Source organism: Jeotgalibacillus proteolyticus, assembly GCF_050107735.1.
Lineage (GTDB): Bacteria > Bacillota > Bacilli > Bacillales > Jeotgalibacillaceae > Jeotgalibacillus > Jeotgalibacillus proteolyticus_A.
Genome location: NZ_JBNILO010000001.1, coordinates 376,728 through 393,584 on the forward strand (window position 1 = coordinate 376,728; position 16,857 = coordinate 393,584).

The window sequence follows — 16,857 nt, forward strand, 5'->3', positions numbered from 1 at the left end:
TATGAAACTTTCTTCACAAAGATAGGTCTTAGTATAGTTCTACGAAGGACATGTGTCAATGAGTGGAGAACAGTAAATGGCGTAATGTAATTGTTACCACACTCTAACTCTACTGATATGTTCTTGCAATCTATAGATGATATGATAGGCACTGTTAGTGAAAAGGAGGGCTTCATTTCATGAAAAAACAAATTGTAGCACTAACTGCAGTAGCAGCACTGACTGCTGGGGCAGCAGGTCAGGCATCAGCATCATCTTCCCACACGGTAGAAAAAGGAGACACGCTGTGGGCAATTTCAAAAGCAAATAACGTCACGGTTCAAGAACTAAAAGATTGGAACAGCCTATCATCCCATATTATATATCCTAGCCAAGAGATCAAGGTTAGCAGCGAAGACGTAAAGCAATCTGAAACGTACACAGTTGCGAGCGGTGATACATTATCCGGAATCGCAAAAGATCATGGTACTTCAGTAGACAAGCTTTACAGCTGGAACGGCTTATCAAGCGACTTGATTTTCCCTGGTGATCAATTAACTGTAGCTGGCGGTACAGCTCAGGCAGCACCAGCTGAAGAAGCGGCACCAGAAACAGTAGAGGCACCAGCTGAAGAAGCTGCGCCTGTTGAAGAAACAGCACCAGCTGAAGAAGCACCTGCAGAAGATTCAGGCTATACTGAATCTGAAGAAGGCGTAGCAGGAACTGGCGGAGAAGAAGCTTCTTCTGAAGCCGTTCAGGAATTAACTGTTACAGCAACTGCTTACACAGCATATTGCAATGGATGTTCTGGTGTAACAAGAACTGGAATTGATCTTCGAGCAAATCCAAATCAAAAAGTAATTGCAGTAGACCCTAATGTCATTCCACTTGGATCAAAAGTCTGGGTTGAAGGCTACGGTGAAGCGATCGCTGGAGACACTGGCGGCGCAATTAAAGGCAACAAAATTGACTTGTTCATTCCTTCTCAGCAAGATGCGCTAAACTATGGCGTTCAAGAAGTACAAGTTAAAATCCTTGAATAGTATAGGGTAACTCCTATTTATGCCATCTCCATCCGGAGGTGGCTTTTCTTTATCATTGCCTTCTACTCTTTAACGTGTTTTCTTTGCAGCGCTGATGATAAAAAAATTAATAATTTGCTGAAAAAGGATGAGGCAAGTTTGCAGCCAATTGAATACTATAGAAAAAATAATGAAAGATCCCTTACCAAAAAGCATTTAATTTTATCTCCTAAAGAATGAAAGATATTTGGTAAGCATTAACCCTTTATCTTTTTCATAAAATAGTTGATAATATAATTAAATAACTGAATATTCCAACATAAAGACAGGGGGAGGGAATATGTTGCTGACGATCAAAATGATGAAGCCTTTTTATACGCTGCAAGAAGGACATGATCTTAAGCTGGTGTTTGCTTATCAATATTTCTCTGTTGTTAAAGGAAAAGAAGTGTATCAATTTATTCCTGTAGAAGCCAATGAGATTCGGATAAATCTAAAAACAAAACAAATCGAAAATTTAACGGACACTTTTGTCTTTCAACGGGGAACACGAATTTTCCGAATTCCACTATTTCAGCTTCTTCAAATATCTGATTTAGTAGATCATTTAAAATCCATTATTACATTTTATGTCCAGCAAATTAAGTCAGACCAGGAGGATGAGGCACTAAATGAAGAAATTCTCTTTCTTGAGCGCCAAAATCTTCGCCGTTTAATTGATAAAGCGCTTCTTACTGGAGACAAAGACTTATTTATGGAGCTGACAGACCGTCTTAAACTAGAGGAGGCGGCTCACTAATGCTTCGGCCGCTAAAAAATACGTAACCGCCTGACTGCGTGAAGAGAAAAAATTCTTTACGGAGCTAGGCGGTTTTATTTTGCCGAAGTTACAAACACTTGGGAAAATTGGACAAAGTTCTGTTTTTTTCGACAATATTTTAAATTTCAGGTCACGAATGAAGAGTTAATGAAACTAAATGCATTTTTAACAAAATAGGTACAGTTAACAACTGGATCCTACGTAACTCATGTATACACAAAAAAATGCCGCCTGCTTTAAGCGGGCGGCCAATGAGAGGGTATTGCTGGGTCATTTCATAATCTTATTGTAGAATAAAATAACCCTTTCGTCTATTGGGAAAATTCTGATCATTAACCGACTCTTTTATCCGGCGGGTAAATTACTTTTCCTGAATCAGGCGTTACATTTACACGCAATTTCTCAGCAGAATCTCCATCTGCTGTGGGAACAGAAGCGATACCAGCAAACAGGATGGCAGCTCCAAAAGATACAGTTAAAATGGTTTTAAAAGCCTTCTTCATTATACGACCTCTCCTTTTTGATCAGCTCTCTCCACTGACCGTAATAGTAAATCACTTTTTCCGAATCTCTTTTTTCACTATAATAATCAATGATGCCCGGTACCAATTCTTCCGCTTCTTGGTAATAGGAATTTTTGATTAAATAGGGATACAACCATTTTATCGCATATTTAATGCCATCGACTTGGGAAAATTGCATTTTTTTTAAGTAAACAGCATAGTAAAAATAATATTTATTCTCTAAATTTAGACTGAAATCGTGAAAATCATTCAGATTTCTTTCCCACTCTTCAGTTATAAGGTCGATTTTTAGACCGCTTTCAAGCCAATTTAACAGCACAATCATATACTGTTCTGAGCCTTTCCCCAGCAAATCCAGTGCTTTTTCCATTAATTTTCTGGCTTTTACATACTCCTTAGACGTCAACAGACATCTCGCATAATTAGACAGAATATGTGGATAAACGCTGTCCCGGAAAAAAATGCGGGAGTTTCTGACGAGCGGTTTATATAACTCCGTGGCTTCAGTAAAAAGTCTTAACTCCATATAGCAAATGCCCAATATCATTTGTGTATGAATTAAACGTTTCCAGTTGCTTTCTTTTTCAAAAACCTCTGATGCTTTCTTCGCATAGATAACAGAGGCTTCATGCTGATTAATATGACTATAGGATAAAGCCAATTGATAATGCGCCTCTCCGATCCAGAATTTGCTGACCGGAAGGGGGTTATCCAGAAATTCTTTAAAAAGTTTGATTGAGGCTTTGTGGTCTCCTGAAAAAGATGAATTTAAAGCCTGGATAAACAAATATAAATTTTGTTCTGTTGGTGTAAAAGTTGTTTTAATTCGCTGAAGTATGCCTAACATTTCTTTTTCTTTTTCGGGCATTTTACCCCACACGAAATACCGGTACATATAAATATGATATAAATTCACATATTCACTTGTTTCAATATAATCCTTTATTTCAGCAATCTGATCGTAAAGATGATCAATTTGTTCCTCATCATAAGCAAACAGAGATTCAATAAATTCTTGTAACAAATCTTCTATTTCATTCATCCTGTTTTTTTCATCTTCCAGGCGAAGATCGAGACGCTCAAGAAGCATGTTAAGGGTCTCTTCATTTGCTGTGTACATATTCGTTTCAATTTTACTTAAATGGGAGGTGGAACAGATGCCTTCAGCAAGGTCTGTCTGAGTCAGCCCTTTCTTCGTGCGGTAATACTTTATAATTGAACCTACATTCACCGTGATCGTCCTTTCGATTTTAGAATAGTAGGGCATGTCTTAAGTATATATGGAAAAACATTTTCCGTCGAAAAAGTCTCTGACCTTTTCAGAATGAAAATGCTGGATCATTAAGCTGCAGCAAAGACTCTTCAGATTTCGCAGCATAATTGAATCGATCAATCGATCGAGTAAAAAAAGCTGCTTCAACAATCGAGGACATCGGTTGTTGAAGCAGCTTTTTACTTATATAGATTAATAGAAGCGCTTAAAGCTTTCAAGCTTCGATTTCCAGTAACTGTTGCTTAAGCTGGTAATCTGAACCCCGCCGTCATTTGCATGGATAAATTGATTATTTCCAATGTAGATTCCTACATGAGAAATGCCGCTTTTATATGTATTTTCAAAAAATACTAAATCGCCGACAGTAGGAGAAGAGACTTCATACGAACGGGCGTGCTGACCTTCTGCGTTCGTGCGGGAAATATCAAAACCGGCTTGTTTATAGACATAATAGATAAAACCGCTGCAGTCAAAACCTGAAGGAGTAGAACCGCCCCATACATAAGGAACACCCATTTGTTCCATCGCTATAGCAGTTACAGATCCACCGTTGCTGCTGCTTGGCGGCGCAGATGGTGTTGATGGGGTTGACGGAGTTGATCCAGAACTGCCTTTAATCGATAATTTCTGACCTACACGAATTAAATCAGAAGACAGGTTGTTCCAGGATTTCAGGTTCGCTACTGTTACCTTGTAGTTTAATGCGATTCGACCTAATGTATCTCCGGATTTTACGGTATAGGAAGAGCTAGATGTACTTGGGCTTGGCTGAGAAACAGAAGGAGACGGTGCAGGAGCAGATCCCTGTGATGAACCGCTGACCTTTAATTTTTGTCCTGGATAAATTAAATGTCCAGACACATTGTTCAGGCTCTGCAATTTTGACAATGACATCCCGTGTTTTTGAGCAATTGCCCCTAAAGTATCACCAGATTTAACTGTATACGTTCCGCTTGAAGAATTGGATACAGAAGAAGATGGGCGGTTTGAAGAAGGTGCAGCAGTACTGCCTGAAACTTTAAGCACCTGATTAGGATGAATCATATCGGATGATAATTTGTTTAAATCTTTTAAATTATTCACCGTGGTATTGTAACGATTGGCAATTTTCCATAAAGAATCACCTGAGCTGACTTTATGTGTAGTACTTGCTTCAGCTTCTGAATCAAAGCCCCAAAAGCTTGTGATAGCTGCTGTTGCGGCTACGGCGAATAATGTTTTTTTCATCTGACTCTCCACTCTCCTATAGATAAGTTAATTTGCAGAAAAATAGTTGACCAGGTATGTGCCCCAGGCGCTGCTGCCAAGTTCGTTAGGGTCATTGTCTTCTGTTAAATAGTTTTCCAGCTCTTCATCATCTATGGAAGGCCAATCTTCCCAATGATCTAAAAAAGGAATATCCTGATCCTCGACGACTTCTCTCACTGTCTCCAATTCACCCGGATAATAGGTAGAATTGTAAAGCGGCTGTGAAGGAAGTGTAAATAAATGTACATCAGGAAAATCTGACTGCATTTCTTCAATAAAGCGATTAGTATAATAGACTTGGTCCTGGCTTGAGAGCATCCCATTATCATTGATCACGGGAAGTTCATAAAGGATAATATCCTTTCCTTCAAAGGAAACCGCTTCGGATTGAAGGGAGGTCAGCCAGTCCTGAGAAGTGCCTTCGTTTTCATGGGTAATCAGGGAAAAAGTAAAATCAACTTCTTCATATGAAGAAAGAAATCCTTCTTCCACTAATGTCGTCCAGTTTTCTTCCTGTGTAACAGCAGATTCAGTAGCTACAAACGTAATATCGACCGTTTCTCCGGATTCTTGACTGGAAAGCCAAAATTCCTGTACATCCTCCGGCTGGCTGGAAATTAAGTCTGCCAGATCACCAGTACCTTCCGGTGTTTGAGATTCGGCTTCATTAGATTCGGAGGAACCACCGGAATCTTCTGAATTGGCATTACTAGTAGATTCTACCACAGCTGGTACAGATCGGTGAACTTCTTTTTGAGAATTTACCCAAGCTGCCTGTCCTAAATAAATGACTGCCCCTGTTATAACAATAGCTGCAACGATCAAAATTTTTTTCAGCATATAGGTTAAAACTCCCTTTGCAATATGATATAAAAGATACATAAAAAAGTACGTTATAATTATATAAGAAAGTTTGTCCAATTGATAGAATGATTGTAAATCTTTAACGAAAATTGAAAAATATAAAGCTAGTCTGCTAATCCCTATGCTATAATGAAGTGGTTATTTTTATCTATGTCAGGAGGAAACATTTGTTATGGAAGAAACTATTAGCTTGAAGGAGTTATTTGGAACGCTCAGAAAACGTATGGCGATGATTATAGTAATTGCGCTGCTTGCGGTTTCAATTAGTGCGGCGGTCTCATATTTTTTAATTACTCCTGTTTATCAGTCCTCAACGCAACTTTTAGTCAATCAGGAGAAAAGTGATCAGCCGAATTTGAACGTTTCAGATATTCAAGCAAACCTACAATTAATAAATACATATAATGTAATTATTAAAAGCCCGGTCATTCTCGATAAAGTCTCAGAACAGCTGGATGGAACATTTACAGCTGGTCAGTTAAATGAAAAAATCACGGTTCAGACAGAACAGGATTCTCAGGTCGTAAACCTAACCGTTCAAGATCCGGATCCTTATGTTGCCGCTGATATCGCAAACCGCACAGCAGATGCGTTTCAAGATGAAATTGTAAACTTAATGAGTGTAGATAACGTAAGTATTTTAACACCTGCAGTCGTGTCCAATGACCAGTCACCTGTAAGTCCTCAGCCGTTTTTAAATATGGCCATTGCGCTTGTCGTCGGATTGATGGTTGGAGTCGGGATTGCTTTTCTATTAGAGTACCTTGACAATACTATTAAAACCGAGCAGGATATTGAAAAAACACTGGACTTGCCTGTATTGGGCGTAATTGGAAACATTACGAATATGGTGGATGAAGAACCTCAGGGCAAAAGCACCCGCACAAGTCAGGTTAGGAGTGAACGGTATGGCAGCTAAAGCAAAAAAAGGCGGCATGGATAACAAAAAAAGAAATTTAATTGCAGAATACAATCCTAAATCTGTCGCATCAGAACAATACCGTACAATACGAACAAACATCCAGTTCTCAGCCATTGAGGAAGACATCCGGACAATAACAGTCAGTTCATCAAGTCCCGGTGAAGGAAAGTCTACAACTGCAGCAAATCTTGCCATTGTGTTTGCTCAGCAGGGAAAAAGAGTTCTTTTGGTTGACGCTGATATGAGAAAGCCAACTGTTCATTTTACATTTAATATCATGAATACGATCGGATTAACCACTGTTTTGACTAGACAATCGGAGCTTGATAAGACAGCGAAGCAGACGGAAATCGAGAACCTTGATATTCTGCCATCCGGGCCTATTCCTCCTAACCCGTCTGAACTTTTATCATCCCGAGTCATGAACCGTTTCTTTGATGCAGCTAAACATATGTATGACCTGATCATTTTTGATACGCCTCCTGTCCTTGCCGTAACGGATGCACAGGTACTGTCTCATCAATGTGACGGAACGATTCTGGTCGTACGAGCCGGAATAGCGGATAAAGACAAAGTATCAAAAGCAAAAGAAGCAATGACTGCAGCTAAAGCGAAGATTTTAGGAGTAGTTCTGAACGATAAAAAAATGAAGAGCAACGATGAATATTACTATTATGGAAACAGTTGATAGGAGGGCCATTGCATGATTGATATTCATTGCCATATTTTATATGGTGTGGATGACGGGCCTCAGAATGAAACGGATACTTTGGCAATGCTGCATAAGGCAGTTGAAGACGGCATAACGGATATTATTGCTACTCCTCATCACCGGAACCGTCATTATATAAATGAAAAACCGGATGTTCTGGCGGGGGTTGATAAAGTAAATGCTCTCGCCAAAGAAAACCGTCTTCCCGTTGCTATTCATCCCGGTCAAGAAATACGGATTTATGGAGAGATTGCTGAAGATTACGCAAGAGGCGAAATTTTACCCTTAGCAGACAAAACAAACTACGTACTCGTGGAGCTTCCTTCAAGCCAGGTGCCCGCCTATACTGAGCGGGTTCTATACGAAATGCAGGTAGCAGGACTTGTCCCAATCATTGCCCATCCGGAACGAAATTCCGCTATTATGGAAGACCCGGGTAAGCTTTATACACTTATTAATCAAGGTGCTCTTTCGCAGGTAACTGCAGCAAGCATTGCAGGAGATTTTGGGAAGAAAATTCAAAAATTCTCTATGGAGCTGCTAGAACATCAGCTGGCGCATTTTATTGCTTCCGATGCTCATGATACAAAAAGTAGAGGCTTTGCAGTAACGCGGGCTTTGGAAGTAATTGAAGCTTCGCATGGACATGACCTTGGGGTGTCGGAAAATGCGGAGAGACTTCTAAAAGGACAGTCTTTGCATCTGAATCCCCCAATGGAGATGAAGATGAAGGGATTTTGGTCAAGGCTGCTAAGTCGTTAAATCATAAAAATAAAAAAAGCAATGTAACCGTCATTAGAACTAACGGTATATAGATTCTGGCCGCTATGTCCATTGCATAGTGGCTTTATTATGATTAAAAATAAAAGTAATAACTGTTACAGAAATGAAATTTGCATAGTTTATAAGTGCACTATAGTATTAGTCGATAGAGATAGACGCAATAATACGTTGATGACATTATCATGAAGGAGAACATTTTTATGGAAACCTTTACTGGGAAAATAGCAAGAGTAACGAGAAGAGTCATAGCAAATAAAATAAAATCGGCACGCAGCGGTTTATGGGAAAAAATTCGCACTCAAGTTTATGCAAGTGCAATTACTCTTCAGGAAAGTAAGTTGACAATTGAAGGAACGGTAAAATTCATACGCCCAATTAATACTCGGAAACACCCTGTTACAATGTCCTTGATCTCCACAAGTTCTAATAAAAACGAATTAACAGAAATTATAAAAATTAATTCGTCAAATCACATTCTTATTCCAGGAAACACACAGAAATTTTCTGTGGTATTTGATTTAAACAAATTGGAGAATAAAACTTTTAATCAACATAAGTGGACATTTTTAATGAATTTTTCCACAAATGTAACTAGGAAATACAAATTGTATTTGCCCGTAAAGAATATTAAAGAAGAGGTAATAAATTATTATGGTAGTTATCAAGAGAATCTGCTGGTACCTTATCGGACCACTCACGGAAATTTAAGTGTCTTGTCTTTAGGCAAAGAAGATCTTTCGTTATCTAGAAACTTGCCCAATCGAGTGGAGGAGTATAAGCTACAAGGTAATAATTTGACTATTAAAGGCTGGGTTGATGCACACTATTTACGCTTCTTTGGTATAAACTCTGCTGATTTAAAAGCAGGGGTAAAGAGAAGAGGTTCTAATCATGTGCATTATTTTCCTCTGAATTTTCAAAATGATCGATGGGAAAGTATCTTAAATTTAGATGATGTGGATTTCAGCAAGGGAATTTGGGATTACTATTTATTCTTGGATACTAGCGAAGAGCATTTGCTATTCAGGATGAGAATATTTGAAAAAGAGATTTTTAAAGAGGAGCGGGATTTTTTCTACTCTTCATCAAAAGAGTCATTACGAGGAATACATTACCGATCAAAGCAAAAGGGTTTATCTATGGTGATGAAGCCTTGTATACTATCTCTTAGTGCATTAAAAATTACGAATCAAGATGAAAATGTTCAAATTGATGCTGAATTTAAAAGAAGATTTCTTTATTTGGCCGGGAACGAGGATGCTACGGAAATAGAACTGTTCATCCGACAGCGTGATACGAATGAAGGGTATTATATTCCAATAAGGCATAGTTTAACAGATGATCTTTACACCATTGAAGGCTCTTTTAACTATAAGAATCTTTACCAAGAGATCACACATGAAAAGAAAATTTGGGATGTATATCTGGACGCTAAGGTTGGGGACGGGATAAGAAGGTTTAGAATCAAAACAACTAGTTCCAACAATTTTGAGGTGGAATCCAGACAATCCTATGAATTTAGAGATTCTATGTATTCTATGTATTTTTATCCCACTATTTACAAAAGACTTTCGATCGTTTATTCGTTAGTACCTTTAAAAAGAAATATTATTGGCTATAAGTTTAATGGATTGAATTTGACATTAAGAGGGTTGGCCTATATTGAAGGTGAAGATCGAGTAGATAGTATTCAACTCATCGCTCAAAATAGATTAAGTGAGGAAGAAATCTACTTTCCTGCTGCAATTAAGAACGACTCTATTGGAACTAAGATGCCAAAATTTTCCGCTGAGATTTCTTTAATTGAACTTCAGTCTTTAATTGATTCTTCTAAAGAGATAATTGATTTCTATGTACAGGTTACTGCAGGTTCATTTAACAGAAGGGAAAAAATCGGTTTGCGCCATTATAATTACTATAAGGATGACGTGCTGTCCTCCGTTTCTCTTCCTTCTAAATATGAACATATAAACATTAACTACTGTTTGACGATGACCCCCAGAGGGAATGTAAAGTTAGAAACTTTTAAAATTAATGAGAACTTTATGTCTGTAAATTCTAATTCAGACAATGATGATGACATCTGGCTAATCGGTGAAAGACCGGATACTGCGCAAGATACAGGATATCATTTTTTCCGGTATTGCCGTTTGGAACATCCAAATGCAAAAGTTTATTATGCGATTGAAGAAGGTTCACATGATTTAAAAAACATAAAAGATCTTGGTAATGTATTAATAGCAGGTTCTCCTGAGCATTTTAAGATAGCATCAATGGCAACTGCGCTAATTGGCTCACATGACTTTGATTATTTTCTTCCGTTTAAAGGAGCGCAGACAGAAAACTATAAAAGAGCAGTAAAAGTATTTTTGCAGCATGGGGTATTAGGGAGGAAAATGGTAGAATATAACAAAAAATTTTATAAGTATCCGTTTGATATTTTTTGTGTCAGTTCTACAGATGAAAAAAACATGGTGGTGGAACAGCTCGGCTACGAAGACAATGATCTTAAAGTAACGGGTTTGTCAAGGTTTGACGAATTAATAAAAGATCATGACCCTCAACGAGAGATTCTATTGATTCCTACCTGGCGTGAGTGGTTGAACACTACAGATGCTCTCATGCAGTCTGAATACTTAAAGAGGTATACAAGCTTTCTTAAAAATCCGGAGCTCATTAAGCTTTTAAAGAGGTATAATCTCACCTTAAATTTTTATCCGCACTATAGAATGCAGCAGTTTTTTGATGACTTTGGCGTATCTTTTGATGATTCTATTAAATTTATTCGTCTGGGAGAAAAAAATGTTCAGGATCTTTTAAAAGAAAATAGTCTAATGATAACGGACTACTCAAGTGTGTCCTTTGATTTTTCTTACCTAAGCAAACCGGTTATTTACTATCATTTTGATCGTGATTCATTTTTTAAAGGAGGCATTATGAGGCCTTTTGAAGAAACTTTCCTGGGTGATGTAGTTCACACGGAAGAAGAGTTAATAGAATGCATTAAGAAAAGCATTGAGATTGGTTTCCATGAAAATGCTGAAGCAAATAATAAAAAACATCTTATTTTTGACCATATAGATCAAAAAAATTGTGAACGCATCTGGAACGAAGTAGAGAAAGAAATTCAGAAGAAACGCTCAAGAAATTGAGGATTTGAGCGTTGTAGGGTAAAGGTTCACGAACTTGTCTTAACTTAAGATGTATATTTCCATTCAGGATTGTAAAATAGGTAAGAAACTATTTTCACAAAAATACGTCTAATAAAGGTATTTAAATTTATTATAGTATTACATTGTTAAGGAAGTATTAATTTCAGGTTAAATTCTGAAACTTTATAGAGGTGAAAAACCATGAAAAAGGGTAAAACGGTTCTCACATATGGAACTTATGATTTACTTCATTGGGGTCATATTCACTTGCTTAAAAGAGCGAGAGATTTAGGAGATGAATTGATTGTTGCACTATCGACAGACGAGTTTAATGAATTGAAACATAAAGATGCGTATCATTCCTATGAGCATCGCAAATTGATACTTGAATCAATTCAATATGTGGACAAAGTTATTCCTGAAGAAAATTGGGAACAAAAAATAAGTGATGTGAAAACGCATAAAGTAGATATTTTCGTAATGGGTGATGACTGGAAAGGCGAATTTGATTTTCTGAAGGAGTATTGTGAGGTAGTTTATCTCGATCGAACAAATGGCATTTCCACGACGAAAATAAAGAAAGATCTATTGATCGGGTCCCGTCATACGTGATGATAGATTGGTTAAAAAGTTTGTATTTACTTTTTTTCAAGCTGATTTTTGTCGTGTGCAATGTCATGCCTGCTGCCAGAAAAATTACTTTTTATGTAACGTTTAAGCAAAACGCTCAATTTATTATTCATGAGCTGCTGGAACTTAATGATGATATGCGGATAGTTTTAGTGTGCAATCGTCATTCCGTCGAAACATTTAAGAACTTGAGTGATGACCGCGTTAAGATCATCTCACTGGAGAGCAGGAAATCCTTTATACGGAGAATTTACCATTTAGCTTCTTCTAAAATAATTGTTGTTGACAACTATTTTCCATTTCTTGCCGTTACCAAATTTAAAAGAAATGTGGAATGTATACAAGTTTGGCACGCTGCCGGAGCTATAAAAAGTTTCGGTCTGGAGGATGAAGGTACGTTATTAAGATCAAAAGCAGCTGTGAAAAGGTTTCAAAAAGTATATGATCGTTTTGATAAAATCGTGATTGGTTCCGAAGAAATGGCTTCAGTTTTTAAAAAAGCGTTTAATGTAAAGGATAAGGTTTTTCTTAAAACGGGCATTCCTAGAACCGATCTTTTCTACCAGCAATTTGAAAAGGAAAGAATACGTTCTTCTTTTTTTAATCAATTTAAGCAGGCTCGTCAGAAAAAAATAGTATTGTATGCTCCTACTTTCAGGGATTATTCCAGTCACAGCCATCTGTTAGATTTTTCTTTCCTAGGGAATGAACTCGGGGATGATTATCTGTTTATCATTAAACTGCATCCAGTTACAAAACAAGAACTCATTATACCAGATCACCTGAAGAACCTCTTTCTGCGAATAGATGCTGGTTACGATGTGAATGAGCTTTTGCAAATTACTGATATCCTGATTACAGATTATTCATCCATCCCATTTGAATTTTGCTTATTAAAAAAACCAATGATCTTTTTTGCTTATGATTTAGATAAATATATAAAAGAGCGCGGCATATGGAACAATTACCATAAATTAGTTCCTGGACCTGTCGTTGAGACTAATCAAGCGCTGGTTAAAGCCATTAAAGAAGAGAAGATATATAACCCTGAATTTTATCATTCTTTTTGTGAAAGATGGAATCGCTATTCAACTGGTTCCTCTTCCAAAAACTTGGTGGACTATATTCTCTCGAAACTATAGAAATAGTGTTAGGGGGTGAAAATGTGTTAGCAGCCTCAATAAGTTCAAGAGCAAAAAACAGTATTTCCAGGATTTACAGAAAAGCATTCTTGATTTTAGGGAAGCTTCCTCGAAAAAAGAATGTAATAGTATTTGAAAGTTTTCATGGAAAGCAGTTCAGCTGCAATCCACGTGCGGTATATGAATATTTAAACGAACATCATCCTGAATATAATATGTACTGGAGTGTGAATAAATCGGACCGGCATAAGTTTGAAGGGCTGGGACTGAAATTATTAACCAGGTTTAGATTAAAGTGGCTTTTTTATATGGCAACTGCTCAATTCTGGGTTATTAACACCCGTTTGCCTCTCTGGATGAAAAAACCTAAAAAAACGGTTTATTTACAAACCTGGCATGGGACACCCTTAAAAAAGTTGGGACTCGATATTTCTGATGTTAAGATGCCTGGCACAACGACAGAAAAATACAGAAGGAATTTTATAACTGAATCCAGTAATTGGGATTATTTGATTGCGCCAAACAAATATTCTGCAGAAATTTTCAAAAAAGCATTTAAATATGAAAAAAACATGTTGCTGACGGGTTATCCAAGAAACGATATTTTATATAAAAGCGACGACGAAAACGTAAAGAGCGAATTTATTACGAAAACAAATCTTCCAAAAGACAAAAGAATCATTTTATATGCTCCAACGTGGAGGGATGACGAATTTATTGAAGTAGGTAAATATAAATTCTCCTTACAAATGGATTTAAAGAAAATGCAGGAACAGCTGGGGAGCGAATATATTGTACTTCTTCGTATGCATTACTTAATTGCAGAAAAACTGGAACTGGACGAATTTAGAGGGTTTGCTTTTAATTTTTCCAACTGGGAAGACATTAGGGAACTTTACTTAGTATCAGATCTGCTTATAACAGATTATTCTTCAGTTTTCTTTGATTACGCCAATTTAAATCGTCCGGTTATTTTCTATGTGTATGACCTAGAAAAATACAAAGAAGAGCTTCGGGGATTTTATTTTGATTTTGAAACCTCTGCCCCAGGACCGCTTGTGACAACAACAGATGAAATTATTAAGACGATCAAAGGGCTTGAAAAGCAACATGACAACCAATGCATAAGCAGCAGCTTTCGAGAAAAATATTGTGCCTGGGAAGATGGACATGCTTCTCAAAGAGTGGTAAACGAAGTGTTTCTATCCAGGAATCCTTCCAAGCGCCAGTGACAGGGAGATAATTAAATGAATGCTTTATGGAATGTAATAAAAGAACAAATAAATAGCTTTTACCTGATACAAAGACTTGCTATATATGAAATAAAAAGTACGAATAATAATAATTACCTTGGTCTGGCATGGGAATTAATCAATCCAGGGATTCAACTAGCGATTTACTGGTTTGTTTTTGGGTACGCAATTAGAAGAGGAGAACCTGTAGTAGGTGTCCCTTTCTTTCATTGGCTGCTTGCAGGAATGCTGATTTGGTTTTTTGTTCAGCCAGCTTTGCTGCATGGCTCAAAATCAATCTATACGCGAATAAAAATGATAGCAAAAATGAGTTTTCCAACAAGTGCTATTCCCAGCTATGTAATGTTTTCAAAGCTTTATCCGCATTTTGCACTACTCGCTATTGCTATTATAATTTTTCAGTTTTCCGGCTCTCCCGTATCCATTTACTATCTTCAGATTCCTTATTTCCTAGGCGCTACGATCATTTTGGTTTTTGCGATCAATTTGATTACTTCCACACTGGCTACAATTATACGCGATGTTCAAATGGTGGTACAAGCTGTGCTAAGAATGCTGATTTATGTATCACCTATTCTATGGATTTCTTTTAGTCTGCCGGACTTTGTTCAAACGATTATGAGATTAAATCCTTTGTATTATTTAATAGAAGGGTATAGGGCAGCATTTTTTTATCAAACCTGGTACATGGTTGAGCAATGGGAATATACACTATATTTTTGGGTGCTGATTTTTATTCTGCTGTGGCTGGGGTCAATTTTACATGTGAAATTCAGAGATCAGTTAATTGATTATTTATAATTTAGGGTGGAGTTAAATGGATAATTCAGTGGTTGTCAATAATATTGCGAAACGCTACAAGCTATATACTAAACAATCAGAAAAAATACTCGATCTTATCCTTCCTAAAAGCTATGGAGAAGAGTTTTATGCACTTAGAGGGTTAAGCTTTGAGGCAAAAAAAGGTGATGTAATAGGTTTTATAGGCGTAAACGGTTCGGGAAAATCCACACTTTCGAATATTATAGCGGGAATCGTTCCCCCAACCTACGGCAATATAAAAGTTAATGGTCAGTCAGCCTTAATCGCAGTACAGTCAGGCTTGAACAACAATTTAACAGGTCGTGAAAACATAGAACTTAAATGTCTGATGCTCGGGTTTACTAAAGAAGAGATCAAAACATTGGAACCGGAAATTATCGAATTTGCTGATTTGGGTAAATTTATTGATCAGCCTGTTAAAAGCTATTCAAGTGGTATGAAATCGCGTCTTGGATTTGCGATTTCCGTTACCATTGATCCTGACATCCTGATAATTGATGAAGCCCTTTCTGTTGGGGATAAAGCATTTGCAGCAAAGTGCCTGGATAAAATGAACGAATTTAAGAAACAGGGAAAAACGATATTTTTTGTCAGTCATTCCATAGGCCAGATGAAGGAATTCTGTGAAAAAGCACTATGGCTTGAATTCGGTAAAATAAAAGAATATGGAAATATACAAGACGTAATGCCAAAGTATGAAGCTTTTTTACAGGATTATAAGAAAATGTCTAAAAAAGAGCAAAAAGTATTTAGAGAAAAGGGTACGAATCTTCAAAGTGAGTATAATCATCAGCAGTCGTCGTAAGTATTATCTTGAAAATGGAGTGTAGTGTATATGAACAAACATTCAACAGATCCCGAAACGGTCAATCTGGCAGGATATGAATTTTACAGTCGCTCTATGGACAAGCTCATGGAGGATCACATTCTACCCAAAATAAAAGCTAGAGCAAAAAATTTTATAGTAACAGCTAATCCTGAAATTGTTATGTATGCAAATAAACATGATGATTTTCGATCTATTATTACAAGGGCTGATTTTATTGTTCCAGACGGGATCGGAATTGTTTTGGCTTCCAAATGGCTAAATAAACCAGTGACGGAAAGAATAGCGGGATATGACCTTTTTATTAGACTTCTTCAAGAAGCGAATACCTATAAAAAAAAGGTCTACTTTCTGGGCGCAGAAGAAAAAAATGTAAGAAAAGTTGTGTCAAAAGTTAATAATGAGTATGAAAATATTATTATAACAGGCTTTAAGTCGGGCTATGATTTACCAACTGATGCACATATGGTAAAAGAAATTAATGCATTAAAACCAGATATTGTATTTGTGGCGTTAGGTTATCCATTGCAGGAAAAATGGATAGATAGAAATTTAAATGAGTTTCAACAAGGTCTCTTTGTTGGGCTTGGAGGCAGCTTTGATGTTTACTCGGGTAATTTAAAACGGGCACCAAAGATTTTTCAAAAACTTTATTTAGAATGGTTGTTTCGTTTGGTGCAGGAGCCCTCCAGATGGAAAAGAATGATTTCGATCCCTCAGTTTATGGCTATGATCATTTCAAAAAAATCTAAAAGAGTTACGTAATATAAATCAAACTAAAATGTCCTCATAAATGAGGGCATTTTTTTGATATAAACTATTTTATCTGCCTGATTATCAAATTGATGAGGAGACAGGGGATAATTTATATCGGTGCTTTAAGCT

16 protein-coding genes are annotated in these 16,857 nt (G+C 37.0%); 12 read left to right on the forward strand and 4 right to left on the reverse strand.

All coding sequences use genetic code 11. The features are described from left to right. The first annotated feature begins 179 nt into the window (after nucleotides 1–179). Both ACQCT8_RS02020 and ACQCT8_RS02025 read left to right on the forward strand, forming a co-directional pair. Nucleotides 180–1,022: a LysM peptidoglycan-binding domain-containing protein gene (locus tag ACQCT8_RS02020; RefSeq protein WP_426868018.1), complete on the forward strand. Its 843-nt coding sequence runs from the start codon at nucleotides 180–182 to the stop codon at nucleotides 1,020–1,022. A gap of 319 nt (nucleotides 1,023–1,341) precedes the next feature. Beyond that, nucleotides 1,342–1,800 (forward strand): IDEAL domain-containing protein, encoded by a 459-nt coding sequence (locus ACQCT8_RS02025; protein WP_426868019.1) that lies wholly within the window; start codon nucleotides 1,342–1,344, stop codon nucleotides 1,798–1,800. Between the two features lie 353 nt (nucleotides 1,801–2,153). On the opposite strand, the gene ACQCT8_RS02030 is transcribed toward ACQCT8_RS02025, so the two are convergent. From ACQCT8_RS02030 to ACQCT8_RS02045, 4 genes are all read right to left on the reverse strand, one after another. Beyond that, nucleotides 2,154–2,324, reverse strand: coding sequence for a hypothetical protein (locus ACQCT8_RS02030; protein WP_426868020.1), 171 nt, complete (start codon nucleotides 2,322–2,324; stop codon nucleotides 2,154–2,156). Beyond that, nucleotides 2,308–3,576, reverse strand: coding sequence for a helix-turn-helix domain-containing protein (locus ACQCT8_RS02035; RefSeq protein ID WP_426868021.1), 1,269 nt, complete (start codon nucleotides 3,574–3,576; stop codon nucleotides 2,308–2,310). The genes ACQCT8_RS02030 and ACQCT8_RS02035 overlap by 17 nt, the downstream gene beginning before the upstream one ends. A gap of 234 nt (nucleotides 3,577–3,810) precedes the next feature. Further along, a complete protein-coding gene (locus ACQCT8_RS02040) occupies nucleotides 3,811–4,845 on the reverse strand; it encodes a LysM peptidoglycan-binding domain-containing protein (protein WP_426868022.1) in 1,035 nt (344 codons plus the stop codon). A 27-nt stretch (nucleotides 4,846–4,872) separates the two neighbouring features. Then, on the reverse strand, nucleotides 4,873–5,706 hold the full coding sequence (locus ACQCT8_RS02045) for a hypothetical protein (RefSeq protein ID WP_426868023.1): 834 nt from the start codon (nucleotides 5,704–5,706) through the stop codon (nucleotides 4,873–4,875). A 196-nt stretch (nucleotides 5,707–5,902) separates the two neighbouring features. Between ACQCT8_RS02045 and ACQCT8_RS02050 the strand changes: the two genes are divergently transcribed. The 10 genes from ACQCT8_RS02050 (at nucleotide 5,903) to ACQCT8_RS02095 (ending at nucleotide 16,737) form a co-directional block, all read left to right on the forward strand. Next, entirely contained in the window at nucleotides 5,903–6,649 is a 747-nt protein-coding gene (locus ACQCT8_RS02050; protein WP_426868024.1) for a YveK family protein, read from the forward strand. Further along, the gene (locus tag ACQCT8_RS02055) at nucleotides 6,639–7,340 is read left to right on the forward strand and encodes a CpsD/CapB family tyrosine-protein kinase (RefSeq protein WP_426868025.1); all 702 of its coding nucleotides are present in this window, start codon (nucleotides 6,639–6,641) and stop codon (nucleotides 7,338–7,340) included. The genes ACQCT8_RS02050 and ACQCT8_RS02055 overlap by 11 nt, the downstream gene beginning before the upstream one ends. Before the next feature lie 15 nt (nucleotides 7,341–7,355). Further along, complete coding sequence (locus ACQCT8_RS02060) at nucleotides 7,356–8,126, forward strand: tyrosine-protein phosphatase (protein WP_426868026.1); 771 nt, start codon at nucleotides 7,356–7,358, stop codon at nucleotides 8,124–8,126. 221 nt (nucleotides 8,127–8,347) lie between these two features. Next, complete coding sequence (locus ACQCT8_RS02065) at nucleotides 8,348–11,299, forward strand: CDP-glycerol glycerophosphotransferase family protein (RefSeq protein WP_426868027.1); 2,952 nt, start codon at nucleotides 8,348–8,350, stop codon at nucleotides 11,297–11,299. A gap of 201 nt (nucleotides 11,300–11,500) precedes the next feature. Next, on the forward strand, nucleotides 11,501–11,911 hold the full coding sequence (gene tagD / locus ACQCT8_RS02070) for a glycerol-3-phosphate cytidylyltransferase (RefSeq protein WP_426868028.1): 411 nt from the start codon (nucleotides 11,501–11,503) through the stop codon (nucleotides 11,909–11,911). Beyond that, a complete protein-coding gene (locus ACQCT8_RS02075) occupies nucleotides 11,911–13,071 on the forward strand; it encodes a CDP-glycerol glycerophosphotransferase family protein (protein ID WP_426868304.1) in 1,161 nt (386 codons plus the stop codon). Before tagD ends, ACQCT8_RS02075 begins: the two co-directional genes overlap by 1 nt. 23 nt (nucleotides 13,072–13,094) lie before the next feature. Then, the gene (locus tag ACQCT8_RS02080; protein WP_426868029.1) at nucleotides 13,095–14,303 is read left to right on the forward strand and encodes a CDP-glycerol glycerophosphotransferase family protein; all 1,209 of its coding nucleotides are present in this window, start codon (nucleotides 13,095–13,097) and stop codon (nucleotides 14,301–14,303) included. 15 nt (nucleotides 14,304–14,318) lie between these two features. Next, nucleotides 14,319–15,125, forward strand: coding sequence for an ABC transporter permease (locus ACQCT8_RS02085; RefSeq protein WP_426868030.1), 807 nt, complete (start codon nucleotides 14,319–14,321; stop codon nucleotides 15,123–15,125). A 16-nt stretch (nucleotides 15,126–15,141) separates the two neighbouring features. Beyond that, on the forward strand, nucleotides 15,142–15,951 hold the full coding sequence (gene tagH, locus ACQCT8_RS02090; RefSeq protein ID WP_426868031.1) for a teichoic acids export ABC transporter ATP-binding subunit TagH: 810 nt from the start codon (nucleotides 15,142–15,144) through the stop codon (nucleotides 15,949–15,951). Nucleotides 15,952–15,981: 30 nt separating this feature from the next. Continuing rightward, nucleotides 15,982–16,737, forward strand: a complete 756-nt coding sequence (locus tag ACQCT8_RS02095) for a WecB/TagA/CpsF family glycosyltransferase (protein WP_426868032.1) — start codon at nucleotides 15,982–15,984, stop codon at nucleotides 16,735–16,737. The last annotated feature ends 120 nt before the right edge of the window (nucleotides 16,738–16,857 follow it).